This is a genomic window from Pseudonocardia aurantiaca, assembly GCF_039526725.1.
GTDB lineage: Bacteria > Actinomycetota > Actinomycetes > Mycobacteriales > Pseudonocardiaceae > Pseudonocardia > Pseudonocardia aurantiaca.
The window spans coordinates 85,281-108,674 of sequence record NZ_BAAAJG010000020.1 but is presented as its reverse complement, the minus strand read 5'-3'; the positions used below and the strand labels follow the sequence as shown (position 1 = coordinate 108,674).

At 72.3% G+C, this 23,394-nt stretch carries 25 protein-coding genes and 1 pseudogene; 22 read left to right on the top strand and 4 right to left on the bottom strand.

Annotated elements, in window-relative coordinates; all coding sequences use genetic code 11:
- Positions 1-3: 3 nt before the first annotated feature.
- The 4 genes from priA to ABD143_RS27460 all read left to right on the top strand — a co-directional run bounded on the left by priA (position 4) and on the right by ABD143_RS27460 (position 2,710).
- Positions 4-771: a bifunctional 1-(5-phosphoribosyl)-5-((5-phosphoribosylamino)methylideneamino)imidazole-4-carboxamide isomerase/phosphoribosylanthranilate isomerase PriA gene (gene priA / locus ABD143_RS27475; RefSeq protein WP_343984325.1), complete on the top strand. Its 768-nt coding sequence runs from the start codon at positions 4-6 to the stop codon at positions 769-771.
- A gap of 1 nt (position 772) precedes the next feature.
- The gene (gene hisF / locus ABD143_RS27470; RefSeq protein WP_343984324.1) at positions 773-1,546 is read left to right on the top strand and encodes an imidazole glycerol phosphate synthase subunit HisF; all 774 of its coding nucleotides are present in this window, start codon (positions 773-775) and stop codon (positions 1,544-1,546) included.
- Complete coding sequence (hisI, locus tag ABD143_RS27465) at positions 1,543-1,908, top strand: phosphoribosyl-AMP cyclohydrolase (RefSeq protein ID WP_343984323.1); 366 nt, start codon at positions 1,543-1,545, stop codon at positions 1,906-1,908. The genes hisF and hisI overlap by 4 nt, the downstream gene beginning before the upstream one ends.
- Positions 1,909-1,981: 73 nt before the next feature.
- On the top strand, positions 1,982-2,710 hold the full coding sequence (locus tag ABD143_RS27460) for an alanyl-tRNA editing protein (RefSeq protein ID WP_343984322.1): 729 nt from the start codon (positions 1,982-1,984) through the stop codon (positions 2,708-2,710).
- A 204-nt stretch (positions 2,711-2,914) separates the two neighbouring features.
- Here the strand turns inward: ABD143_RS27460 and ABD143_RS27455 are convergent, their stop codons facing one another.
- Complete coding sequence (locus ABD143_RS27455; RefSeq protein ID WP_343984321.1) at positions 2,915-3,187, bottom strand: hypothetical protein; 273 nt, start codon at positions 3,185-3,187, stop codon at positions 2,915-2,917.
- 107 nt (positions 3,188-3,294) lie between these two features.
- Between ABD143_RS27455 and ABD143_RS27450 the strand changes: the two genes are divergently transcribed.
- Together ABD143_RS27450 and ABD143_RS27445 are read left to right on the top strand one after the other, a co-directional pair.
- A complete protein-coding gene (locus tag ABD143_RS27450) occupies positions 3,295-4,557 on the top strand; it encodes a sensor histidine kinase (RefSeq protein ID WP_343984320.1) in 1,263 nt (420 codons plus the stop codon).
- Positions 4,554-5,214 (top strand): annotated as a pseudogene (locus ABD143_RS27445) (response regulator transcription factor). The gene ABD143_RS27450 and the pseudogene ABD143_RS27445 overlap by 4 nt, the downstream one beginning before the upstream one ends.
- Positions 5,215-5,262: 48 nt before the next feature.
- On the opposite strand, the gene ABD143_RS27440 reads toward ABD143_RS27445, so the two are convergent.
- The gene (locus ABD143_RS27440) at positions 5,263-5,895 is read right to left on the bottom strand and encodes a TetR/AcrR family transcriptional regulator (RefSeq protein ID WP_343984319.1); all 633 of its coding nucleotides are present in this window, start codon (positions 5,893-5,895) and stop codon (positions 5,263-5,265) included.
- Positions 5,896-6,000: 105 nt separating this feature from the next.
- Between ABD143_RS27440 and ABD143_RS27435 the strand changes: the two genes are divergently transcribed.
- The 6 genes from ABD143_RS27435 to trpA all read left to right on the top strand — a co-directional run bounded on the left by ABD143_RS27435 (position 6,001) and on the right by trpA (position 11,857).
- Entirely contained in the window at positions 6,001-6,384 is a 384-nt protein-coding gene (locus tag ABD143_RS27435) for a VOC family protein (RefSeq protein ID WP_343984318.1), read from the top strand.
- A 216-nt stretch (positions 6,385-6,600) separates the two neighbouring features.
- A complete protein-coding gene (locus ABD143_RS27430; protein ID WP_343984317.1) occupies positions 6,601-8,289 on the top strand; it encodes an anthranilate synthase component I in 1,689 nt (562 codons plus the stop codon).
- Positions 8,290-8,294: 5 nt separating this feature from the next.
- Entirely contained in the window at positions 8,295-8,831 is a 537-nt protein-coding gene (locus ABD143_RS27425; protein ID WP_343984316.1) for a Trp biosynthesis-associated membrane protein, read from the top strand.
- Between the two features lie 43 nt (positions 8,832-8,874).
- Positions 8,875-9,699: an indole-3-glycerol phosphate synthase TrpC gene (trpC, locus tag ABD143_RS27420; protein ID WP_343984315.1), complete on the top strand. Its 825-nt coding sequence runs from the start codon at positions 8,875-8,877 to the stop codon at positions 9,697-9,699.
- A gap of 2 nt (positions 9,700-9,701) precedes the next feature.
- Positions 9,702-11,063, top strand: coding sequence for a tryptophan synthase subunit beta (gene trpB / locus ABD143_RS27415; RefSeq protein WP_343984386.1), 1,362 nt, complete (start codon positions 9,702-9,704; stop codon positions 11,061-11,063).
- Positions 11,060-11,857: a tryptophan synthase subunit alpha gene (gene trpA, locus ABD143_RS27410; RefSeq protein WP_343984314.1), complete on the top strand. Its 798-nt coding sequence runs from the start codon at positions 11,060-11,062 to the stop codon at positions 11,855-11,857. Before trpB ends, trpA begins: the two co-directional genes overlap by 4 nt.
- Before the next feature lie 20 nt (positions 11,858-11,877).
- On the opposite strand, the gene ABD143_RS27405 is transcribed toward trpA, so the two are convergent.
- Positions 11,878-12,711, bottom strand: coding sequence for an alpha/beta fold hydrolase (locus tag ABD143_RS27405; RefSeq protein WP_343984313.1), 834 nt, complete (start codon positions 12,709-12,711; stop codon positions 11,878-11,880).
- A 499-nt stretch (positions 12,712-13,210) separates the two neighbouring features.
- Here ABD143_RS27405 and ABD143_RS27400 point away from each other — a divergent pair, with 499 nt between their 5' ends.
- The 10 genes from ABD143_RS27400 to ABD143_RS27355 all read left to right on the top strand — a co-directional run bounded on the left by ABD143_RS27400 (position 13,211) and on the right by ABD143_RS27355 (position 22,114).
- Positions 13,211-13,564: a hypothetical protein gene (locus tag ABD143_RS27400; protein WP_343984312.1), complete on the top strand. Its 354-nt coding sequence runs from the start codon at positions 13,211-13,213 to the stop codon at positions 13,562-13,564.
- Between the two features lie 170 nt (positions 13,565-13,734).
- On the top strand, positions 13,735-14,754 hold the full coding sequence (lgt, locus tag ABD143_RS27395; protein WP_343984311.1) for a prolipoprotein diacylglyceryl transferase: 1,020 nt from the start codon (positions 13,735-13,737) through the stop codon (positions 14,752-14,754).
- The gene (locus ABD143_RS27390; RefSeq protein WP_343984310.1) at positions 14,751-15,389 is read left to right on the top strand and encodes a DUF2461 domain-containing protein; all 639 of its coding nucleotides are present in this window, start codon (positions 14,751-14,753) and stop codon (positions 15,387-15,389) included. Before lgt ends, ABD143_RS27390 begins: the two co-directional genes overlap by 4 nt.
- 79 nt (positions 15,390-15,468) lie before the next feature.
- Positions 15,469-16,890: a pyruvate kinase gene (pyk, locus tag ABD143_RS27385; RefSeq protein WP_343984309.1), complete on the top strand. Its 1,422-nt coding sequence runs from the start codon at positions 15,469-15,471 to the stop codon at positions 16,888-16,890.
- Between the two features lie 145 nt (positions 16,891-17,035).
- Positions 17,036-17,944, top strand: a complete 909-nt coding sequence (locus tag ABD143_RS27380) for an acyl-CoA thioesterase (protein WP_343984308.1) — start codon at positions 17,036-17,038, stop codon at positions 17,942-17,944.
- 67 nt (positions 17,945-18,011) lie between these two features.
- Positions 18,012-18,566, top strand: coding sequence for a DUF3558 domain-containing protein (locus ABD143_RS27375; RefSeq protein ID WP_343984307.1), 555 nt, complete (start codon positions 18,012-18,014; stop codon positions 18,564-18,566).
- Between the two features lie 103 nt (positions 18,567-18,669).
- A complete protein-coding gene (locus ABD143_RS27370; RefSeq protein WP_343984306.1) occupies positions 18,670-19,005 on the top strand; it encodes a hypothetical protein in 336 nt (111 codons plus the stop codon).
- Positions 19,002-20,279 carry a PPE domain-containing protein gene (locus ABD143_RS27365; protein WP_343984305.1) on the top strand — a complete coding sequence of 426 codons (1,278 nt, stop codon included), beginning with the start codon at positions 19,002-19,004 and terminating at the stop codon, positions 20,277-20,279. The genes ABD143_RS27370 and ABD143_RS27365 overlap by 4 nt, the downstream gene beginning before the upstream one ends.
- Before the next feature lie 42 nt (positions 20,280-20,321).
- Entirely contained in the window at positions 20,322-21,623 is a 1,302-nt protein-coding gene (locus ABD143_RS27360; protein WP_343984303.1) for an O-acetylhomoserine aminocarboxypropyltransferase/cysteine synthase family protein, read from the top strand.
- Complete coding sequence (locus ABD143_RS27355; protein WP_343984301.1) at positions 21,620-22,114, top strand: CoA-binding protein; 495 nt, start codon at positions 21,620-21,622, stop codon at positions 22,112-22,114. Before ABD143_RS27360 ends, ABD143_RS27355 begins: the two co-directional genes overlap by 4 nt.
- Here the strand turns inward: ABD143_RS27355 and ABD143_RS27350 are convergent.
- A complete protein-coding gene (locus ABD143_RS27350; RefSeq protein ID WP_343984299.1) occupies positions 22,094-23,302 on the bottom strand; it encodes a DUF418 domain-containing protein in 1,209 nt (402 codons plus the stop codon). The genes ABD143_RS27355 and ABD143_RS27350 overlap by 21 nt on opposite strands.
- Positions 23,303-23,394 lie beyond the last annotated feature (92 nt).

The following is a 23,394-nucleotide window of genomic DNA, read 5'->3' as shown; positions in this document are numbered from 1 at the left end:
CGTGTGAGTTTCACCCTGCTCCCTGCCGTCGACGTCGCTGACGGCCAGGCCGTGCGCCTGGTCCAGGGCGAGGCCGGCACCGAGACCGGCTACGGCGCCCCCCGCGACGCCGCGCTCCAATGGCAGGCGGACGGGGCGGAGTGGGTCCACCTCGTCGACCTCGACGCCGCGTTCGGGCGCGGGTCCAACGCCGAGCTGCTGGCCGAGGTCGTCGGCGAGCTGGACGTCGCCGTCGAGCTGTCGGGCGGCATCCGGGACGACGCGTCGCTCGAGCGGGCGCTGTCCACGGGCTGCTCGCGGGTCAACCTGGGCACCGCCGCCCTGGAGGACCCCGCCTGGTGTGCCAAGGCCATCGCCACCCACGGCGAGAAGGTCGCGGTGGGTCTCGACGTGCGGATCGTCGACGGGCGCCACCGCCTTGCGGCGCGCGGCTGGACCACCGACGGCGGCGACCTCTGGGAGGTGCTCGCGCGCCTCGACCGCGACGGCTGCTCCCGCTACGTCGTCACCGACGTGAGCAAGGACGGCATGCTCCGCGGCCCCAACGTCGATCTGCTGCGCCAGGTCGCGAAGGCCACCCCCGCGCCGGTGATCGCGTCCGGCGGGGTGTCGTCGCTGCAGGATCTGGTGGACCTGGCCACTGTCGCCGCGGAGGGCGTCGGACTCGAGGGCTCGATCGTCGGCAAGGCGCTCTACGCCGGCCGGTTCACGCTGCCCGAGGCCCTCGCCGAGATGCGCCGGATCGACGCGGCCGGAAGGGCAGCGGGCTGACATGGGCGTTGCGGTTCGGGTGATTCCGTGCCTGGACGTCGACGCGGGCCGGGTGGTCAAGGGCGTCCGGTTCGCCGACCTGCGCGACGCGGGCGACCCCGTCGAGATGGCCAGGGTCTACGACGCCGAGGGCGCCGACGAGCTGACGTTCCTCGACGTCACGGCGTCGTCGGGGGAACGGGCCACGATGCTCGACGTCGTGCGGCGCACCGCCGAGCAGGTGTTCATCCCGCTCACGGTGGGCGGTGGCATCCGCAGCACCGACGACGTCGACACGCTGCTGCGCGCGGGCGCGGACAAGGTCAGCATCAACACCGCGGCCATCGCCCGCCCGGAGTTGCTGCACGAGGCCAGCCGCCGGTTCGGGGCGCAGTGCATCGTGCTCTCGGTCGACGCGCGCACGGTGCCCGAGGGCAGTGCGCCCACCCCGTCCGGGTGGGAGGTCACCACCCACGGCGGGCGCCGCGGCACCGGCATCGACGCGGTCGAGTGGGCGGCGCGCGGCCAGGAGCTGGGCGTGGGGGAGATCCTGCTCAACTCCATGGACGCCGACGGCACGAAGGCCGGGTTCGACCTCGCCATGATCGCGGCCGTGCGCAAGGTCGTGGACGTGCCGGTGATCGCGAGCGGCGGCGCCGGCGCGGTGGATCACTTCCTGCCCGCCGTGCGCGCAGGCGCCGACGCCGTGCTCGCGGCGAGCGTGTTCCACTTCGGGCAACTGCGCATCAAGGACGTGAAGGACGGCCTGCGCGAAGGCCACGTGGAGGTGCGATGACTGCTCGTGTGGAGGAGTCCGCGCTGGAGCCGGCAATCGCGGCCCGGCTCAAGCGCAGCCCGGACGGGCTGGTCTGTGCCGTCACCCAGCAGCGCGGCACCGGTGAGGTGCTGATGGTGGCCTGGATGGACGACGAGGCGCTGCACCGCACCCTCACCACGGGCCGGGCCACGTACTGGTCGCGCTCCCGGGAGGAGTACTGGGTCAAGGGCGAGACGTCCGGCAACGTGCAGCACGTCCACGAGGTGCGGCTGGACTGCGACGGCGACGCCCTGCTCGTCGTGGTCGACCAGACCGGCCCGGCGTGCCACACGGGCACCCGCACCTGCTTCGACACGGACGTCCTACTCTCCGGCTCGTGACCGAGCTCGCGAGGTCACCATCGGACACAGCATGGTCTGTCGCGGCACCGACGAGCGTCAGCGAGGAGGGGACGTGATTGAGGAGCTCTTCGCCACCGACGCCTACCTGCGCTCGTTCGACGCCACGATCGCGGAGGTCGACCGGGACGGCGGCCGGGTGGCGCTCGCGCGCACCGCGTTCTACCCGGGCGGCGGCGGCCAGCCGCACGACCTCGGCAGCCTCGACTGGGGCGCCGGCACCGTGCCCGTCACCCGGGTCAAGCGCGAGGCGGGGCGGATCTGGCACTGGGTCGACGCTCCCGAGCTTCCCGGCGAAGGCACCGAGGTCGCGGGTGAGCTGGACTGGGGCCGCCGACACCTGCTGATGCGCACCCACACCGCACTCCATGTGTTGTGCGGTGTGGTCTGGGTCGAGTTCGGCATCCCGGTCACCGGCGGCAACATGGAGCCCGGCGCGGGGCGGCTCGATTTTCCGCTGGAGTCGATCTCCGCTGAGCTGGGCAGGCGGCTCGAGTCGCGGATCAACGAGGAGCTGGCCGCCGCGCGGGCGGTGGTCGTGGCGTTCCTCGGTCGTGACGCCGCGGACGCGGACCCAGCCCTCATCCGCACGGCCGCGAACCTCATCCCGCGTGAGATCGACCCGCTGCGCGTGATCGACATCGTGGGGCTGGACAAGCAGGCCGACGGCGGCACGCACGTGGCGAGCACCGCCGAGGTCGGCGCCGTCCGGGTGACGGGCACGGAGTCGAAGGGCAAGGGCAACAAGCGAGTACGCATAGAGGTGATCAACGCCCCCGGGTGAGGCCCCCGTTCTTCGGTGGGTGGTGCGGCCGCCCGGCCCGCGTCCCCCGTCGGGCGGCCGCACCGGCTCAGCGGGGCGCCGTCGCGCACTTCCCGGTGAGGGCGATCAGGCCGGCCACGACCAGTGCGAAGCCGCCGAGAAGCCCGGTGAGCTGGGCCATCCCGAGCGCCGTCGACCCCGCGACGAGCGGCGTGTTCAGCGTCGCTATCGCCGTGTTGCGCCCCAGCGGTGGGTCAGCGCGAGCGCGAGGGCGACGACCACGAGGTCCATCCCCAGCGTCACCGCGTTCATCGTGTGGATGACGGGATCGGCGAGGAACGCAGGGTCCCGCGTCCCGACGGTGCTCCCGGTGAGCCAGAGGCATTTCAGCAGGACGTAGGGCAGGGTTCCGGCGGCCGCCAGCCAGCCGAGTGCGCGGTGCCCGGGCCGGACCGGTGCGGGGGGAGCGATCGCGGGGGTGAGAGTGGCGGAGGTCATGGCGTTCACCGTGGCGAGCCGCGGCGGCGCGAGCCTCCCGCCGCAGGGCGAACCAGCTCCCTCGTAAGGGGGAGGAGCAGGTCAGCGGGTTCTGCGACGATCGTCGGGTGCCCGGTCCACTGCGGAACCTGCTGGCCCCGCTCAGGGCGGGACTGACCTACCGCAGGTACGTGCACCTCTTGCTGGGTGCCGTGTTGCTCCTGCCGTACCTGGCGCTCGTGGCGCTGTTCGTCCAGTCGCTGAACCAGGGTGGGCTCGACCCGCTGGCCTTCGTGCTGCTCGTCGTCCCGGCGACGGCCGCGGCCGTCGGCGTCGTGCTGGTGCCCGGCGTGCGCGCGCTGGAGATCACCGCCGCACGTGCGCTGCTCGACGCCGACATCCCCGAGCCCGACCCGGCCACCGCCGACAGCTGGCCCGCCCGCCGACGGGCGCTGCTGTGGCTGCTTCTGAACCTCGCCGTCGGCGGCCTCACCGCGCTGGTGACGCTCGCCGTCCTGCCCACGGCGATCGGCTTCCTGTTCGCCCCGTGGCTGGTGCTGCGCCCGTTCCCGACCGGTGCGTACGCGGCCTGGATGCCGGTTGTCGGGCTGCTGCTCCCGGTGATCCTGCTGAACGCCGTGTCCGCGGGCGGTGCGGCGCTCGCTCGCCTGGCGCCGCGCGTGCTCGGCCCGACTCCCACGGAGCGGCTCGCCGCGGAGCTGGAGCGGGCGCACAACGCCGAGCGCGCCCTGGCCGAGCGCAACCGGCTCGCCCGTGAGCTGCACGACTCCGTCGGCCATGCGCTGACCGTCACAACGCTGCAGGCGGGGGCGGCCGCCCGGGTGCTCGACACGGATCCCGCGTTCGTCGCCCGTGCACTGGACGCCATCGCCGAGGTCGGCCGGGCCGCGCTGGAGGACCTCGACCATGTCCTCGGACTGCTCCGGGACGGCGGCGAGGGCACGCGTGGCCCGCAGCCCGGCCTCGCCGACCTGGACGTCCTGCTCGACCGCGCCCGCGCGACCGGCCTAGTGGTGGCCGCCGAGCGGCAGGGGCCGCTGGCCGCGGTGCCGCGCGCGGTCTCCCGGGAGGCGTACCGGATCGTGCGGGAGGCCCTCACCAACGCGCTCCGGCACGCTGGGCAGGTGCCCGTGACCGTCCGTGTCACGGCCGACGAGAGCGCCGTCGAGCTGGAGGTGACCAACCCGCTCGGGGCGGGCGGTGCGCGGGCGCGGGCCGGCGGCCGCGGTCTCGCCGGGATGCGGGAGCGGGTCAGCGTGCTGCGCGGGGAGCTCGCGGCCGGACCTGCGGGCGGGGACTGGCGGGTCGCCGCCCGTCTGCCGCTGCCCATGGCCGGATCGCGGCCCGGAACCGAGATGATGTCCCCGTGATCGGGTTGCTGTTGGTGGACGACGAGGAGCTGGTGCGCGCCGGGCTGCGCGCGATCCTCGACGCCGAGCCGGACATCTCCGTGCTCGGCGAGGCGGGTGACGGCGCGGAGGTGCCGGGGCTGGTGCGCAGGCTGGAGCCCGACGTGGTTCTGATGGACGTGCGGATGCCCCGCGGTCGACGGGATCGCGGCCACCCGGCACCTGGTGACGACGCTGCCGGAGCCGCCCCGCGTGCTCGTGCTCACGACGTTCGGCAACGACGGCCTCGTCTACGACGCCCTCCAGGCCGGGGCCACCGGGTTTCTGCTCAAACGCGCGAAACCGGCCGACATCGTGCAGGCCGTGCGCACGGTCGCGCGCGGCGAGTCGCTGCTGTTCCCCGTGGCCGTGCGGGACCTGATCGCTACCCAGGGCCGCGGCGGCGGCGACGCGCTACGGGGGGCGGGCCTCACCGAGCGCGAGGGGGAGGTGCTGCGCCTGATGGCCCGGGGCCTGTCCAACGCCGAGGTCGCCCGTGAGCTGGTGGTGGGTGTCGAGACGGTCAAGACGCACGTCGGCAACGTGCTCGCGAAGCTGGGCGCCCGCGACCGCACGCAGGCCGTCGTCGCGGCCTACGAGTCGGGGTTCATCGACCCGCGGAGGCCCGTCGAGACCTGACGGAGCCGCCCTCCGACGCACCCGGGGCGGTGCGGGGCCGCCGGGCCCCTACGGCAGCGGCCCGGTGAGGTAGCGCTGCATGTTCGGGGCCACGGCCGCGATCAGCGTCGCGTGCTCGGCCGACGCGAGCGGCTCTACCTTGAGCACGTACCGGACGACCGCAAGGCCGATCAGCTGCGAGCCGAAGAGCTCGGCCCGCAGATGCGGCCGGTCCGGGGCGATCTCCGCAACGACGTTCGCCACGAGCACGCGGCCGATGAACTCCCGGAGCATCTGCGCGGCGGTGTCGTTGCTCGCGACGCTCTGGATCAGCGCGGAGAACTGAGCGGCTCCCGAGGCGTCCCACACCTGCAGGAACCGCGCCAGCACCCGCTCGGCGAGGTGCTCCGGGTCGCCGGGGACCACCTCGACGAGGATCGTCGCCGGGTCGATCGGGATGCGGAGCACCGCCGTGAAGAGGGCGTCCTTGCCGCCGAACCAGTGGTTGACCATCGCCGCGTCCACCCCGGCGCGTTCGGCGATCAGGCGGACGGTCGCCCCTTCGTAGCCGCGCTCGGCGAACACCGTACGGGCCGCGTCGAGTAGTAGCTCGCGCGTGTCGGCGCCACCCGGCCTGCGGCCTCGGCGGCGCTGCCCGGCGGGCGTCGGGGCCTCGGTGCTGGTGTCGTCGGGAGCAGCCACGTCCCCATCTTCCTCCGCAGCGCATGTCGAGAACTGCGCACCGGCTTCTACGTCCCCTGTGAACGGCGGCCGCGACGGGTGGCCGTGGACGAGGAGGAGTACGAGATGGACACGACTACGCAGGCGGGGATCACCGGGATCCGGACGGTGGCGGTGCCGGTCGGCGACCAGGACCGGGCGCTGGAGTTCTACCGCGACGTGCTGGGTTTCGAGGTGCGTCTCGACGGCCAGTCGCCCGCCGGGAGGTGGCTGGAGGTGGAGCCGGCCGGTTCGGCGACGTCGATCGCGCTGGTCGCAGACGACGGGCAGGGCGCGGGCGTCGACACGGGGATCCGGCTGACGACGGCGAACGCGGACGCCACCCACGCCGCCCTGCTGGCTCAGGGCGTGGACGTCGACCCGGAGGTGCTGCGCTTCGGCGAGTACGTGCCGCCGATGTTCACCTTCCGCGACCAGGACGGGAACGTGCTGGTGGTCGTCGAGGCCTGAGACCAGCAACTCGCGCACTCTCAGACCCCGACTCGCGCACTCTCAGACCCCGACTCGCGGGAGTGCCGGACGCAGGTTCCGCGAGTCGGGGTCTGGGTGCACGCGAGTCGGGGTCTGGGTGCGTGCGAGTCGCTGGGAAAGTGCGTGCGAGTCGCTGGGTGGGCCTGCGCCTCGGGGTGGGCTGACCGCCCGCGCGATACTTGCGACAATGGGCGCATGACCGCTTTTGCGCCCGCGGGCGCCCTCGGAGCGGTCACCCCCAGCCGCGAGGAGTTCCGCGCGCTGGCCGTCGGGCACCGGGTCATCCCGGTCACCCGGCGGCTGCTCGCCGACGACGAGACCCCCGTCGGGGTCTACCGCAAGCTGGCCGGTGACCGGCCCGGCACGTTCCTGTTCGAGTCTGCGGAGAACGGGCGGTCCTGGTCGCGATGGTCGTTCGTCGGGGCGCACAGCGCCGCGGCGCTCACGGCCGTGGACGGCGAGCTGGTCTGGACCGGCGACGTGCCGGCCCAGCTGCCCACTGGCGGCGACCCGCTCGTGGCGCTCCGCGCGGTGGTCGAGGAGCTGCACAGCGAGCCCCTCCCCGGGCTGCCGCCGCTCACCGGCGGGATGGTCGGCTATCTCGGCTACGACGTCGTGCGGCGCCTCGAGCGGCTGCCGGTGCTCACCGAGGACGACCTGCAGCTGCCCGAGCTCGTGATGCTGCTGGCCACCGACCTCGCCGCGGTCGACCACCACGAGGGCACGATCACGCTCATCGCCAACGCCATCAACTGGGACGCGAGCGACGAGCGCGTCGACGAGGCCTACGACGACGCGGTCGCGCGGCTGGACCGGATGACGGCCCAGCTCGCCGCACCCGCGCCGTCGACGGTGGCGGTGTACCGGCCGGTGGAGCCCGAGTTCATCCGGCGTCGCTCGCCGTCGGAGCACCACGCCGCCGTGGAGGAGGCGAAGGAGCAGATCAGGGCGGGCGAGGCGTTCCAGGTGGTCGTGTCGCAGCGGTTCGAGGCCGAGTGCCGGGCCGACCCGCTCGACGTCTACCGCGTGCTGCGGGCCACCAACCCGAGCCCGTACATGTACCTCCTGCGCCTGGAGTCCGCGGCCGGGGAGCGTTTCGACATCGTGGGCTCCAGCCCGGAGGCGCTGGTCACGGTGCGGGACGGCAAGGCCACCACGCACCCGATCGCGGGCACGCGCTGGCGCGGGGCCACCGAGGAGGAGGACGTGCTCCTGGAGAAGGAGCTGCGCAACGACGAGAAGGAGCGCGCCGAGCACGTCATGCTCGTCGACCTGGGCCGCAACGACCTCGGGCGGGTCTGCCGGCCGGGCACCGTGAAGGTGCACAGCTTCTTCTCCGTGGAGCGCTACAGCCACGTCATGCACCTCGTCTCGACGGTCACCGGCACCCTGCGCGCGGACTGCAACGCCTTCGACGCCGTCACGGCGTGCTTCCCGGCCGGCACGCTCTCCGGGGCGCCGAAGCCGCGGGCGATGGAGATCATCGAGCAGCTGGAGCCGACGCGGCGCGGGCTCTACGGCGGGATCGTCGGTTACCTCGACTTCGCGGGTGACGCCGACACGGCGATCGCGATCCGTACCGCACTGGTGCGCGACGGCGTCGCGTACGTGCAGGCGGGCGGGGGGATCGTGGCCGACTCCGACCCGGTGGCCGAGGACACCGAGTGCCTGAACAAGGCGCGTGCGGTGCTGTCGGCGGTGGCGACGGCGGGCACGCTCGCCAAGCCGCCTGTCGACACGTCGGCGACGCTTGCGCAGCCGCCCGTCGACACGTCGGCGACGCTTGCGCAGCCGCCCGTCGACACGTCGGCGACGCTTGCGCAGCCGCCCGTCGACACGTCGGCGACGCTTGCGCAGCCGCCCGTCGACACGGCGGCGCGGTGACGGTGGTGTCGGCTCCTCCGGAGCGCAGCCCGCGCACGCTGGGCGTGGTGTGCGTCTCGCTGGCGGCGTCGGCGGCACTCCTGTGGGGTGCATCTGCCGTAGCCTGGGAGGGCACTCGCACCGGTGCGCAGGCCGCGCCGTCGCTCACCGGGGTGGCGCTGCTCGCGCTCGCCGGAGTGGCCGGAGTGCTCGCCACGGGCGGTTTCGCGCGCCGGTTGGTTGCGGGGTTGCTGGCGGCCGCGGGTGCCGTGCAGGTCGTCGCAGCCGCGGTGGTGCTGGGCGGTGGCGGAGGCATACTCGGCCCGCTGCTCGCAGTGGCGGGTGGAGCAGTGTTGCTTGCGGGCGCGGCGCTGGCGGTGCTGCGGGAGCGGCGGTTGCCCCGGCTCGGCGCGCGGTACGCGGCGGCCGGTGACAAGCGGGCGCAGCGGGACCCGGATCGGGCCGCCTGGGAGGCGCTCGACGCGGGCGAGGACCCCACGTCGGAACCGGTTCTCGGTGCTGACGAAGGTACTGGCGACGGCGGCAGAGAAGGGCGTGGCTAGCATGATTCGCGCTTGGCCCTATCCGGAGAGGGGGACTTCTGCCATGGAGTACGGCGGAGCGAGTGTCCTCGATTCCATCGTGGACGGTGTCAAGGCTGATCTCGCCGTCCGTGAGGCCGAGGTCGACTTCGCGGAGATCAAGCGGCGGGCGGCGGCGGCCCCGCCCCCGCGGGATGTGATGGCTGCACTGCGCGCGCCTGGCATCGGGGTGATCGCCGAGGTCAAGCGGCGCAGCCCGTCCAAGGGCGATCTGGCGACGATCGCGGACCCTGCCGAGCTGGCCGCGGCCTACGCCGAGGGCGGCGCGCGGGTGATCAGCGTGCTCACCGAGCAGCGCCGTTTCGGCGGGTCGCTCGCCGACCTCGCGGCCGTCCGCGCCGTGGTCGACGTGCCCATCCTCCGCAAGGACTTCATCGTCAGCCCGTACCAGGTGCACGAGGCGCGGGCGTTCGGCGCCGACCTGGTGCTGCTGATCGTGGCGGCGCTGGAGCAGAACGTGCTCGACTCGCTGCTCGACCGTGTCGAGTCGCTCGGCATGACGGCGCTCGTCGAGGTGCACACCGAGGAGGAGGCCGACCGCGCGCTCGAGGCGGGGGCCAAGCTCGTCGGGGTGAACGCCCGCAACCTGCACACGCTCGAGGTCGACCGGTCGATCTTCGGTCGGATCGCGCCCGGCCTGCCCACCGACGTGATGCGGGTGGCCGAGTCCGGCGTCCGAGGGCCCGGGGACCTGCTGACCTACGCCGGGTGGGGCGCCGACGCCGTGCTCGTCGGCGAGGGCCTCGTCACAAGTGGGGATCCTCGCAACGCGGTACGGGGGCTGGTGGCCGCAGGCTTCCATCCGTCGTGTTCCAGAATGGTGCGGTGAGCATCAGCAAGCCAGCCGGCACCACCAGCACGGCCAGCGACGGCATCGCCACGCGGTCCGGGCACGAGCCGGACGAGCGGGGACACTTCGGGCGTTTCGGCGGCCGGTTCGTGCCCGAGGCGCTGATCGCGGCCCTCGACGAGCTGTCCACGGCCTACGACAAGGCGCGCGGCGACCGGGACTTCCTCGACGAGCTCGACCGCCTGCACCGCGACTACACGGGCAGGCCGTCGCCGCTGACCGATGTCCCCAAGCTCGGTGAGCATGCGGGCGGAGCGCGCATCCTGCTCAAGCGCGAGGATCTCAACCACACCGGCTCCCACAAGATCAACAATGTACTGGGTCAGGCGCTGCTCACCAAACGTATGGGCAAGTCGCGGGTGATCGCGGAGACCGGCGCGGGCCAGCACGGCGTCGCGACGGCCACGGCGTGCGCGCTGCTCGGCCTGGAGTGTGTCGTCTACATGGGCGAGGTCGACACCGAGCGGCAGGCGCTGAACGTGGCCCGGATGCGGCTGCTCGGGGCGCAGGTCGTGCCGGTCAAGACGGGCTCGCGCACCCTCAAGGACGCGATCAACGAGGCGCTGCGCGACTGGGTCACCAACGTCGACGGCACGCACTACCTGCTGGGCACGGCCGCAGGCCCGCACCCGTTCCCGATGATGGTGCGCGACTTCCACCGTGTCATCGGGCTGGAGGCGCGCGACCAGGTGCTCGACCGGGTCGGGCGGCTGCCCGACGTGGTCGCCGCATGTGTCGGGGGCGGGTCGAACGCCATCGGCATCTTCCACGCGTTCCTGGACGACCCGGGTGTGCGGCTGGTCGGCCTCGAGCCCGGCGGCGACGGCGTCGAGACCGGACGGCACGGCGCCACGCTCACCGCAGGCTCGCCCGGCGCGCTGCACGGCGCGATGTCCTACCTGCTGCAGGATGAGGACGGGCAGACCGCGGAGTCGCACTCGATCTCCGCGGGGCTCGACTACCCGGGTGTCGGGCCGGAGCACGCGCTGCTGAAGGACATCGGCCGCGCGGAGTACCGGCCGATCACCGACACCGAGGCGATGGACGCGTTCTCGCTGCTCTCGCGCACCGAGGGGATCATCCCGGCGATCGAGTCGGCGCACGCGGTCGCGGGTGCGCTGAAGCTCGGCCGCGAACTGGGCCCCGACGCCGTGATCCTCGTGAACCTCTCCGGGCGCGGGGACAAGGACGTCGACACGGCGGCGAAGTGGTTCGGCATGATCTCCGGCGACGAGAGCGCCGAGGAGGCGAGCGGTACGGCGATTGCCGAAGCGTCCCTGGCGGGTCCGGGAGCCGACGCGCCGGAGGACCGCCCGAGCGGCGTGACGGGGGAGAACCAGTGAGCCGAGTCGAGTCGATCTTCCGGGCCGCGAAGGCCGAGGGCCGCGGCACGCTGGTCGGTTACCTCCCGGCCGGCTACCCCACCGTCGACGGATCCGTGGACCTGCTCCGCGCACTGGTCGACGGTGGGTGCGACCTGCTCGAAGTTGGCATCCCGTACTCCGACCCCGTGATGGACGGCCCGACCATCCAGGCCGCCGCCGACAAGGCGCTGCGCGCCGGCACCCGCCTGCGTGACGTGCTGTCGGTTGTGGAGCGGGTCAGCGCCGCCGGGGGGCGTGCGGTGATCATGACCTACTACAACCCGCTGCTGCGCTACGGCATCGACGCCTTCGCGCGCGACCTGGCCGCGGCCGGCGGGCTCGGCGTGATCACCCCGGATCTGATCCCCGACGAGGCGGAGGACTGGCTCGCCGCGTCCGACGCCCACGGGCTGGACAGGATCTTCCTGGTCGCGCCGTCGTCCACCGAGGAGCGCATCGCGTCCACGGCAGCCGCCACCCGCGGCTTCCTCTACGCCACCTCGACCATGGGCGTCACCGGCGCCCGGGACGCCGTGGCCGCGGCGGCACCGCAGATCGTCGCCCGCTGCCGGGCCCACACCGACCTGCCCATCGGCGTGGGCCTGGGCGTGCGGTCGGCTGACCAGGCCGCCGAGGTGGCGTCCTTCGCCGACGGTGTGATCGTCGGCTCCGCCTTCGTCACGGCGGCCGAGGCGGGCGGCGCCGAGGGCGTACGGGCGCTGGCCGCGGAACTGGCCGGTGGCGTGCGCCGAGCGGCCCCCCAGCCCGTCTGAGCGCGGGGCCGGAGCACGGTTCAGCCGGCGAGGAAATCGAGCAGGACGCGGTTGACCTCCTCGGAGTGCGTCCAGCCGATGTTGTGCGGGCCGCCCTCGATCTCCACTAGGCGGGCGCCGTCGATCAGCGCCGGCAGCCGCCTGGCGGTGGCGTCGATGGGAAGGATCCGGTCCTCCGTACCATGCACCATCAGCATCGGGATGTCGATCTTCGGCAGGTCGCCCCGGAAGTCGGTGAGCCAGGTCGGGACGCACGTCAGCGTGGCGTAGGCGGATGCGCCCGCGGCGACGTTGAAGCTCATCTGCAAGGCCTGTGGGCTGATCCGGGTGCCGCCGAGCTTGTCGACGTTGTTGAAGTTGTCGAGGAAGTCCGTCAGGTAGGTCGGGCGATCGGCGACGATGGCCGCCATGATCCCGTCGAAGACCTCTTTGTCGACGCCCTCGGGGTTGTCGTCGGTCTTGAGTAGGAACGGCGGGATGGCCCCGAGCAGGACTCCGGTGCGCACCCTGTCCGACCCGTGTGTGCTCAGGTACCGGGTCACCTCGCCGGTGCCCATCGAGAACCCGACCAGCGTGGCGTCGCGCAGGTCGAGGGACTCCACCAGCGTGTTGAGGTCCGCGGTGAAGGTGTCGTAGTCGTAGCCGACGGTGGGCTGGCTGGAACGGCCGAAGCCGCGGCGGTCGTAGGTGATCACCCGGTATCCCGCGTCGAGCAGGACCAAGAGTTGCCTCTCCCAGGAATGCCCGCTCAGCGGGAAGCCGTGGATCAGCACGACGGGCCGGCCGTCGCCGTGATCCTCGTAGTAGATGTCGATGTCGCCGGAGTTCTCCTGGCCGACCGTGACGAAGGGCATTGCTTCCCTTCCTCCCTGTACATTCTTGTACATGCGGTGGTCCGGCCGCCGGTCGACAACCGGAGCTGGCGCCCACGGCCTGCGCACCGGGCGCGTCCGGACGCTGCCGCCCGGCCATCGTCGGCCCCCACCTGCGGCGCTGTCTACCGCCGCCGGCGGCAATCGGCTCCGCTGTTCGCGCACCTGGCCGGGCCGGCGGCCGCTGTGGCACCTCATCACGGAGCGTGAGACGTCCCGAGGTGATGCATCTCTTCGGGTATCCGTCGGCCACGCAGGGTGGCGCGGCCGGGGCGTGCGGGGGAATGCGGGAATGGCTTTCCTACCCGAGGGGACGCATATCCTTGCGCAAAGTATTCGGCATCACACGATAGTGGTACCTGATGGGGTGAGGAAAGCGCGGAACGGATAGCTTTTGGTGTGTCAGCGGGGCTCCCTCCCGAAGGCGCTGACACTTCCGCAGGTCCCTGAAAGGGGCCGACTCATTCATCTGGAGAGAAACGTGCTGAAGAAGGCTGGAATCGTCGTGGCTGCCACCGCCGCGAGCGTGCTGGCGGTCAGCCCGCTGGCCTTCGCCAGTGACAAGGGCGGCCACGGCGACAACGAAAAGCGCGGCGGCTCGCCCACGCAGGTCAACTACCTCGACCAGGACGGCACCAGCGAGCAGAAGGGCCTGATCAACGTCGGTGACGTCAACGCACTGAACAACGTCAACGTCTGCCCCGGCGTCGCGGCGTCCGTCGGGCTCGGCAACCTGCTGGGCCTGCTCGGCAGCGGGCTCATCGGCAACGAGGCCGAGAACGAGGACATCACCTGCGTCAACGACAACAGCGTGACGCAGGTGAACAACCGCTGATCCGGTTCTCGGCAGGAACTCCTGGAACGGTTCTGGAGTAGCCGGACCATTCGGATCAGCAACCGGGGACAGCGCGCCGGACTCGCCATGGCGGGTCCGGCGTTCTTGTGCTCGGGGGTGTCCCGCGACCGCTGCGACCAGCGGCGGGCCGGTGGCGATACCGTGGCCCCGTGAGTGCTGCCGTCGCCACCATCGTCCTGGCGTACATCCCGAGCCCGGACCGCGGGGTCTGGATGCTCGGACCGATCCCGATCCGCGCGTACGCGCTGTGCATCATCGCGGGCATCGTGCTCGCGGTGTTCTGGGGCGAGCGGCGGTTCGTGGCCCGCGGCGGGCAGGCCGGCATCGTCACTGACGTGGCCGTGTTCGCGGTGCCGTTCGGGCTCGTGGGTGGCCGGCTCTACCACGTCATCACCGACTGGCAGACCTATTTCGGCCCCGGCGGCGACCCGCTCGGCGCGCTGCGGATCTGGCAGGGCGGGCTCGGCATCTGGGGCGCCATCGCGCTCGGCGCCGTGGGTGCCTGGATCGGGTGCCGCAGGCGGGGAGTCCCGCTGGGGTTCTTCGCCGATTCCGTGGCGCCCGGCATCGTCGCCGCACAGGCCGTCGGCCGGCTGGGCAACTGGTTCAACCAGGAGCTGTACGGCGGACCGACCACGCTGCCGTGGGGCCTGGAGATCTACCGGCGCGTCGACCCCTCCACGGGACTGCCGGACGCGCTCGGGGGTGTGGCGCTGGACCGCACGCCGATCGAGGTCGTGCACCCGACTTTCCTCTACGAGCTGCTGTGGAACCTCGGGGTCGCCGCACTCGTCGTGTGGGCCGACCGGCGCTTCCGGCTCGGCCACGGCCGCGCGTTCGCCGTCTACGTCGCGGGCTACACGGCGGGCCGGTTCTGGATCGAGATGATGCGCACCGACACCGCCACCCGCGTGTTCGGCGACATCCGGATCAACGTGGTCGTATCGGCCGTCGTGTTCCTCGGCGCCGTGGCCTACATTGTGCTCGTCCGCAAGCCCCGCGAGGTGCTCGCGCCCCGCGACGGCGAGGCCGAACCGGACGGGACCGAACCGGACAGGACCGAGCCGGGTGCCGCCGATGTTTCCGACGCCTCAGACGCCCGCACGGAACGCGACGAGGACGGCGCCGAACCAGCGGCGGCGGAAGCCACGGGTGAGCGAACGCCGTGACGGCGTTCACCGGCTTCGGCGACGGCGCCGTCGAGTTCTACGACGGGCTCGAGGCGGACAACTCGAAGGCGTACTGGACCGACCAGCGCGAGGTCTACGAGAACGAGGTCCGGGCACCGATGCTGGCGCTGCTCGCCGCGCTGGAGCCCGAGTTCGGTCCCGGCAAGATCTTCCGGCCATACCGCGACGTCCGGTTCTCCCACGACAAGACGCCCTACAAGACGCACTGCGGGGCGATCGCGGGCGGGTTCTACGTCCAGATCGGCTCCGGAGGGCTGGTTGTGGCCGGCGGCTACTACCGGATGGCGTCGGACCAGGTCACGCGCTTCCGCACCGCCGTAGCCGAGGACCGCAGGGGCACCGACCTGCAGAAGCGGCTCGCGACGCTCGCTGCTGACGGCTTGACGGTGTCGGGGGAGGCGCTCAAGACCCGGCCCCGCGGGTTCGACCCCGACCACCCCCGCATGGACCTCCTGCGGCACAAGGGCCTCTACGGGAGTCGGACGTGGCCGCCGGACGACGTGCTGCACGAGCCCGGGGCGCTCGACCGCGTGACCACCGCGTGGCGGGCGCTGCGCCCGCTGATCGAGTGGCTCGACGACCACGTGGGGCCGAGCGAACAGCCGCGCCGGTGACGATCACCCGGACGGGCTCCACCGTTTGTTACTCCCCGCGCTTCCTTATCGTTCCAGAACCGGCGCTAGACTGACCGACGTGAGCCGTCGCACAAAGATTGTCTGCACCATCGGTCCGGCCACTGCCACGCCGGACCGGATACGCGAACTCGTGCAGGCCGGCATGGACGTCGCCAGGTTGAACTTCAGCCATGGCAACCGGGATGACCACAAGCGGGTCTACGAGATGGTGCGCAACGCGGCGGACGCCGAGGGGCACGCCGTCGGCATCATGGGCGACCTGCAAGGGCCCAAGATCCGCCTCGGTCGCTTCGCCACCGGCCCGGTCGAGTGGCGCACCGGCGAGGAGGTGCGCATCACCGTCGAGGACGTCGCCGGCACCCACGACCGCGTCTCCACCACCTACAAGGGACTGGCGGACGACGCCCGCCCCGACGACCGGCTGCTCGTCGACGACGGGAAGGTCGGCCTGCGGGTCGTCGACGTCGACGGGCTCGACGTCGTCTGCCGCGTCACCGAGGGCGGTCCCGTCAGCGACAACAAGGGCATCTCGCTGCCCGGGATGAACGTCTCGGTGCCTGCTCTGCCCGACAAGGACTGCTCCGACCTGGAGTTCGCGCTCGACCTGCGCGTCGACTCGATCGCGATGTCGTTCGTGCGCAGCCCGGCCGACATCGACCTCGCGCACAAGATCATGGACAGCCGCGGCGGCCGCCTCCCGGTGATCGCCAAGCTGGAGAAGCCGGAGGCCGTCGACAACCTCGAGGCCATCGTGCTCGCGTTCGACGCGATCATGGTCGCCCGCGGCGACCTCGGCGTCGAACTGCCGCTGGAGCACGTGCCGCTGGTGCAGAAGCGGGCCATCCAGATCGCCCGTGAGAACGCCAAGCCGGTCATCGTCGCCACCCAGATGCTCGAGTCGATGATCACCAACTCCCGCCCCACCCGCGCGGAGACGTCCGACGTCGCCAACGCGGTGCTGGACGGCGCCGACTGCGTCATGCTCTCCGGTGAGACGAGCGTCGGGCGCTACCCGATCAAGTCGGTGCGCACGATGGCGCAGATCGTCGAAGCCGTGGAGGCCGGGCCGGTCGACGTGCCCCCGCTCAACCACGTGCCGCGCACCAAGCGGGGCGTCCTGTCCTACGCCGCCCGCGACATCGGCGAGCGGCTCTCGGCGCGGGCGCTGGTGGCGTTCACGCAGTCCGGCGACACGGTCCGCAGGCTCGCCCGCCTGCACTCCCGCCTGCCGCTGCTCGCGTTCACGCCCACCCCCGAGGTGCGCAGCCAGCTCTCGATGAGCTGGGGCGTCGAGACGTTCCTCGTCCCGGAGGTGGACTCCACCGACGCCATGGTGCGCCAGGTCGACCAGGCGATGCTCTCGATCGAGCGCTTCCACCCCGGTGACCTGGTGGTCATCGTCGCGGGCTCCCCGCCCGGCACGGTCGGCTCTACCAACCTCATCCGCGTGCACCGCCTCGGCGAGGAGGACCACGCCTGACCGGCGTCTCCGTACGCAGGCTGGGCCCGTCCGACTGGGCCCTGTCTGCTCGACCTGCGCCTCGCGGCGCAGGTCGAGCAGCGGCGGGTCCTGGCGCTCGAGGCGTGACCGGATGCCCGGTGCAGCCGGATGACAAGATGCGGCGGTGACCCGTTCGTCCGCTGCGCCCGTCCCCGAGTTCGCCGCCGACGGACTGCCCCGTGGCCAGGCGGTGCTCGACGGGCTCGTGCAGCTGCTCGACCTGGAACAGCTCGAGGTCAACCTCTTCCGCGGGGTGAGCCCGCCGCAGAGCCCGACCCGCGTGTTCGGCGGCCAGGTGGCGGGGCAGGCCCTGGTCGCCGCCGGCCGAACCGTCCCGTCCGACCGCGAGGTCCACTCCCTGCACGCCTACTTCATCCGTCCCGGCGATCCCCGCGTCCCGATCGTCTACGAGGCCGAACGCGTCCGTGACGGCCGCTCGTTCACCACCCGCCGGGTGCTCGCGATCCAGCACGGCGAGGCGATCTTCTCCCTCTCGGCGTCCTTCCAGCTGCCGCAGGAGGGCCTCGAACACAGCGCCGCCGGCCCGTCGGACGTCCCGCCGCCGGAGACCCTGCCCAGCATCGGCGACCGCGTCGCCGCGGGTCGTCACGCCGGCTGGCCGGCACGCACGCCGAGACCCATCGACATGCGCTTCGTCGACGAACCGGTCTGGTCCTCGGAGCGGACCGGTGCCTCCGACGACCCGGTGCGGGTGTGGATGCGGGCCGACGGCGCCCTCCCCGACGACCGCCTCCTGCACGTCTGCCTGCTGACCTACGCCAGCGACATGACCCTCCTCGGCTCCGTGCTCGCCCGCCACGACCTCGATTTGGACAAGGTGCAGATGGCGAGCCTCGACCACGCCATGTGGTTCCACCGCCCCTTCCGCGCCGACGAGTGGCTGCTCTACACCTGTCACTCGCCCACGGCGTCCGGCTCGCGCGGGCTCGCGACCGGCCGGTTCACCGCACGCGACGGGCGACTCGTCGCCACCACCGTGCAGGAAGGCCTCGTGCGGGTTCGCCGGAACTGACCACAGACAGGCGCCGAACCGCTACGGTCGGCGCGTGAGTCGGGTGGTCAGCGTGCTGCTGGCGTGTGTGGCGGTGCTGCTCGGGGGATGCTCGGTGGAAGGTGAGCCGTCGCCGGGGGAGCCGTCGGCGGCGGAGCCGACCGGGCTGGCGCTTCCGCCGCGGCCGCGGGACGTGCCGATCAACGGGGTGGATCCGTGTTCGCTGTTGACGGAGGCGCAGCGGGCGGAGTTGGGGCTGGACGCACGACCGGTCTTCGATCTGAGTCCGTCTGCGCTGTACCCCGGGCCGGAAGTGCCCGCCTGCGTGATCGGCGGGAACGTCCCGCGGGCGATCACGGTTGGAGTCAGCGTGGTGACGTCCGCGGGGATGGATGTGTTCACGTCGGGTGGGCTCGCCGCGGAACTGCGGCCCACAAGCGTGTTGGGGTTCCCTGCGGTCGTGGCGGTTCCCACGCGGTTCACGGACTACTGCACGGTGGTTGTGGAAGTCGCGCCTGGACAGCTGCTCGACATCCAGTTCAGGGACGGTGGACGTCGTCCCCCCATTCCGCAGGATCAGCTTTGCCGCGATGCTGAAGGTGCGGCGAACGCAGTCGTACAGACGCTGCTGGCCAGCCGCTGAGATGCCGTGACATTCGCAATTGCAAACGATCCGGGCGAACGATCAGGTGAGCCGCGAAATCGGGCCTAATGTTGTACATCCGCCCATACGAGGAGGAGTGTCGATGCCCGGCCAGCATCTGCCAGTGGTGCTCCGTCTCGAGCCGAGTGCGCTCCCGTCGGTCCGAGCGGCATTCGACGATGCCCTCGCCGAGCTGAGGCCTCATCTCGTTCGGCTCGGCAGGGACGGATACGTGCCGGACGCGTGGCTGGGCGATCCCATCAGCGCAAACGTCCAGGCTCACTACAACAGCACTGTCATGGACGCTCCTGCTGGGCCATACGCCGCCCTTGTCGCGTACGAGGCCGAGCTGATCAAGATCCGCGACAACCTCCAGCTGCTGGAAGACCACTACCGCCGTACCGAGGGCGACAACACTGCGCTCTGGGGGCGGGTGTGACCGGCATCAGGTGGGAGGGCTACTCCCACGAGGAGATCTACCGAGTCGTGCATACCGGGCCCGGGCGGGCGGCATCCGTCGCGGCCGAGTCGTCGTGGGCCGAAGTGCAGGCGCTCATCCTGCGAATCGATGAACGCATCACGGCCGCCATGAACGGTTCCGCGAGCGGGTGGGAGGGCGGCGCCGCCGACGCCGCACGGACGGCTTTGTCACCGCTTGCGCAATGGGCGTCCGATGCGGCCAACGACGCCGGCATCACTGCGCGCGCCGTGACGACCCAGGCCGAGCAGGCGCAGGAGCTCCGCAACACCATCCCGGAGCCGCCCGGCCCCGACACCAAGGCCTGGGCGTTCCTCGACACGATCACCAACGAGTCGATGGGGAGCATGGAGGATCTGCAGGCTGCTGAGCAGGAGGAGGCCAACCGGGCCGCCCGCGCCGTCGACCTCATGAACACCTATACGAACAACTCCTTCGAGAACCGCCGCCACATGGACTACTGGACGCTCCCGCCGCAGGTCACCGTCGAGACCGCGGCCCCACCCGCGCCAACCGGCGTAGGGGCCGGGGCGGGCGGTGGGTTCGCGCCCGGTGATTCGGGGCCGGTGGAGGTCGCGGCCGCGGGTGCGCCTGCCGCCCCCGGCCCTGGGGCGTCGGTGGTGGTGGGCCCTGCCGCGGATGCCCCGCCCGCCGGAAACGCCGGAGGTGTCCCGGTGGCCGCCCCTCCACCTGTTGCCGCTCCCGGTCCCGGAGCCGGAGCGACGGGTAGGGCCGGCGGAACCCCCATCGGCGGTGCGGGCCTACCGCCGGCGACTCTCCCCGCGCCAGGCACGGCGGGCGGAGCACGCAGCGCCATCCCGCCTGTTCTCCCGCCGACCGAAGCCGTGACCCCGAGCCGTCGCCGGGGTGAGGGGGAGGCGGCTGCGGTCCGGCCCGTGATCCCGGGCCCGCCGCCGCGCCCGGCGCCCGCCCCGGGCTGGCGTGACGTCGTCGCGAGCACGCCCGAGCGCCCTGCGCCGGGAGCCCGCGCTCCCGGCGAGCCGCCGGTCGCGTCCGAGCCCCCGCCGCGGAGCGGGGTGTCGCGCGGTGGTGCCGCCCTCCCGGGGCCCGCGGGGCTCTACCCGCCGATGGCCGCGGGCCTCGCAGGGAGCGCCCAAGAACAGGAGCACCGCAGGCCCGACTACCTGATCGACGACACCGATGCCTTCGCCGACGACCGCTGGTTCCCCGGGTCGGTGATCACCCCCGACGACGTGCCGCCCCGCCGTCGCTGAGCGCACAGCGCTTGCACGACCGGCGCGAGGCAGGATATGGACATGACCGACCAGGACCGGAGATGGGGCTTCCGCACGCGCGCGGTGCACGCCGGGCACGTGCCGGACGCTGCCACGGGCGCGCGGGCCGTGCCGATCCATCAGTCCACGAGCTTCGTCTTCGAGGACACCACTGACGCCGCCAGCCTCTTCGCGCTGCAGAAGTACGGGCTGATCTACAGCCGGATCGCGAACCCGACGGTCGCCGTCCTGGAGGAACGTCTGGCGAGCCTGGAGGGCGGGCTCGGCGCGGTAGCGACGTCCAGCGGGCAGGCGGCCGAGTTCCTGACGTTCGCGTGTCTCGCCGGGGCGGGTGACCACATCGTGGCGGCTGCCGGTCTCTACGGTGGCACGATCACTCAGCTGGACGTGACGCTGCGCCGGTTCGGCGTCGACACGACGTTCGTCCCGGGCAGCGAGGCCGATGCGTTCGCCGCGGCGATCACCCCGCGCACGAAGCTGCTGTTCACGGAGGTCGTCTCGAACCCGGGCGGGGAGGTCGCGGACATCGCCGCGCTCGCCGACGTCGCCCACGCCGCCGGGCTCCCGCTGGTCGTCGACGCCACGCTCGCGACGCCGTACCTGTGCCGGCCGATCGAGCACGGCGCCGACATCGTGATCCACTCCGCCACGAAGTTCCTCGGCGGCCACGGCACCACACTGGGCGGGGTGGTGATCGAGTCGGGGCGCTTCGACTGGGGCAACGGCAACTTCCCGCTGATGACCGAGCCCGTGCCCTCCTACGGCGGCCTGAGCTGGTGGGGCAACTTCCAGGAGTTCGGTTTCCTCACCAAGCTCCGCGCCGAGCAGTTGCGCGACATCGGGGCATCGTTGTCGCCGCACAGCGCGTTCCTCCTGATACAGGGCGTGGAGACACTGCCGCAGCGGATGGAGGCGCACATGGCGAATGCGCGGGAGGTCGCGGAGTGGCTCCACGCGGACCCGCGGGTGTCGTTCGTGCGGTGGGCGGGGCTACCCGGCCACCCGCACCACGACCGGGCGGCGCGCTACCTGCCGCTCGGGCCGGGCGCGGTCTTCTCGTTCGGCGTCCGGGGCGGGCGCGCCGCGGGGCAGCGGTTCATCGAGTCGGTGCAGCTCTGCAGCCACCTCGCCAACGTCGGCGACGCCCGCACGCTCGTGATCCATCCCGGATCCACCACCCATCAGCAGCTCACCGACGCCCAGCTGCGTGCCGCCGGCGTGCCGCCGGACCTCGTCCGCATCAGCGTCGGGCTGGAAGACCCCGAGGACATCCTGTGGGATCTCGACCAGGCGCTCGCCGCCGCCGCGAAGGAGGAGTCGTGACCCACGTGAAGCCGACCTGGGAGAACCCGCCCGCAACTCGGCGCCAGCAGATCCTGCGCACCACCCGCACCGTCGCCGTGGTCGGCGCCTCGCCCAACGCGGCGCGAGCCAGCAACTTCGTGGCCACGTACCTGCTCGCGAGCACCGACTACGACGTGTACTTCGTCAACCCGAACGCCACGGAGATCCTGGGCCGCCCGGTGTACAAGACGCTGGCGGACCTGCCCCTCGTGCCCGACCTCGTCGACGTGTTCCGCCGCCGCGAGGACCTCCCCGCAGTGCTCGACGAGGTCCTCGCACTCGACGGGGTGCGCACCTTCTGGCTGCAGTTCGGCCTCTTCGACGAGGGCGTCGCGCGCCGCGCCGAGGCCGCCGGCCTGGAGGTCGTGATGGACCGCTGTCTCAAGGTCGAGCACGCCCGCTTCCACGGCGGCCTGCACATCGCGGGATTCGACACCGGCGTGATCAGCTCACGGCGCCGCGCCGGCTGACGCGCTGACGGGGCGGGGCCCGTAGGTCAGGCGGCGCAGCAGCACCTCGGCCGGACCGCGGATGCCCGCCCGAGCGGACACAGCCGCCACGACGAGGATCACCAGCCATGTGCCGATCCCGACGAGGGCGGTCTGCCACAGGTGCGCGTCCTCGCCGAGGCCGAGCGTCCACGCCGGGAGCAGTGCCACGAACGCGACCGACTGGGCCAGGTAGCACGACAGCGACCGCTGCCCACAGGCTTGCAGGGCGCCGGCAACGGGTCCGGGACGGCCGCGGCGGGTGATCCGGATCGCGAGCAGCCCGAACAGCGCCGCGTACCCGACCCCGCCCGCGAAGCCGCCCAGGGTGTGCAGCGACGCGGCGAGCGCGGCCAGCCCGCCTGGCGGCAAGGTCCACATGCCTGCGGCCATCAGCGCCATCGGCAGTCCGAGCAGCACCGCGGCGCCGATACCCAGGACAGCGGCCCGGCCGAGCAGCGGCCGGTGCCGTTCCGGTTCGTCGAGGAGCCTGCGCCGCGCCGCCCATGCTCCGAGCGCCACCGCCCCGAACACGCCGATCACCTGCAGGAGGAACCCGATGATGACCCATTCGAACGCATGGACCACGAGCGCGGCGGCGGGCTCCTCGATGGCCATCGAGGGCAGGAACGTCTCGGCGTCCGACGGCGCGAAGGCGGTGCCCGCGTAGATCAGCGTTGTGAGCAGCGTCCCGCCGATGGCCACCCTGAGCAGGGTGCGATCGTCACCGCGCACCAGCAGCCCGGCCATGAGTACCGCGAGCAGCCCGTAGGCCCCGACGATGTCGCCGGGCCAGAGCAGCACGCCGTGCGCGGCGCCGATCGCGATCAACCATGCCCCGCGGCGCCGGACCAGTCGGGTCACCGCGCCTGTCGGCATCCCGACGTCGCCACGGCGCCACGCGAGCTGGACGATCCCGTAGCCGAACAGCAGCGCGAAGAGCGGGTACGCGCGCCCGTCGACGAGCAGCATCTGAAGGAGCGCGACCCACCGGTCGACGCTGTCGATGTTCAGGGGGTACCCGCGGGGTCCGATCGGGTGGCCCCAGTTGTAGACGTGGACGTTGGCCAGCGCGATGAGCAGCAGCATGCCGCCCCGCGCGATGTCGGGTGCGAGTGCACGGGCGGCGGTCGGAGTGGCCCCTGGGTCGACAGGGGCTGAGGTGGACATAGCGGGCAGCGTAGGGCGGATCGGACCTTCGCCACGTCCACCTTCGACGGGCGCGGCGTACACCGGAAGTCGACGATCCGGCGTGGGGAACC

What these genes read in the sequence shown, in the direction of transcription:
- ABD143_RS27435 (WP_343984318.1), top strand. Translation starts at nt 6,001, where the DNA reads ATGGACACGACTACGCAGGCGGGGATCACCGGGATCCGGACGGTGGCG.
- trpC (WP_343984315.1), top strand. Translation starts at nt 8,875, where the DNA reads ATGGAGTACGGCGGAGCGAGTGTCCTCGATTCCATCGTGGACGGTGTC.
- hisF (WP_343984324.1), top strand. Translation starts at nt 773, where the DNA reads ATGGGCGTTGCGGTTCGGGTGATTCCGTGCCTGGACGTCGACGCGGGC.
- hisI (WP_343984323.1), top strand. Translation starts at nt 1,543, where the DNA reads ATGACTGCTCGTGTGGAGGAGTCCGCGCTGGAGCCGGCAATCGCGGCC.
- ABD143_RS27370 (WP_343984306.1), top strand. Translation starts at nt 18,670, where the DNA reads ATGCCCGGCCAGCATCTGCCAGTGGTGCTCCGTCTCGAGCCGAGTGCG.
- ABD143_RS27360 (WP_343984303.1), top strand. Translation starts at nt 20,322, where the DNA reads ATGACCGACCAGGACCGGAGATGGGGCTTCCGCACGCGCGCGGTGCAC.
- ABD143_RS27430 (WP_343984317.1), top strand. Translation starts at nt 6,601, where the DNA reads ATGACCGCTTTTGCGCCCGCGGGCGCCCTCGGAGCGGTCACCCCCAGC.
- ABD143_RS27455 (WP_343984321.1), bottom strand. Translation starts at nt 3,187, where the DNA reads ATGACCTCCGCCACTCTCACCCCCGCGATCGCTCCCCCCGCACCGGTC.
- ABD143_RS27350 (WP_343984299.1), bottom strand. Translation starts at nt 23,302, where the DNA reads ATGTCCACCTCAGCCCCTGTCGACCCAGGGGCCACTCCGACCGCCGCC.
- ABD143_RS27405 (WP_343984313.1), bottom strand. Translation starts at nt 12,711, where the DNA reads ATGCCCTTCGTCACGGTCGGCCAGGAGAACTCCGGCGACATCGACATC.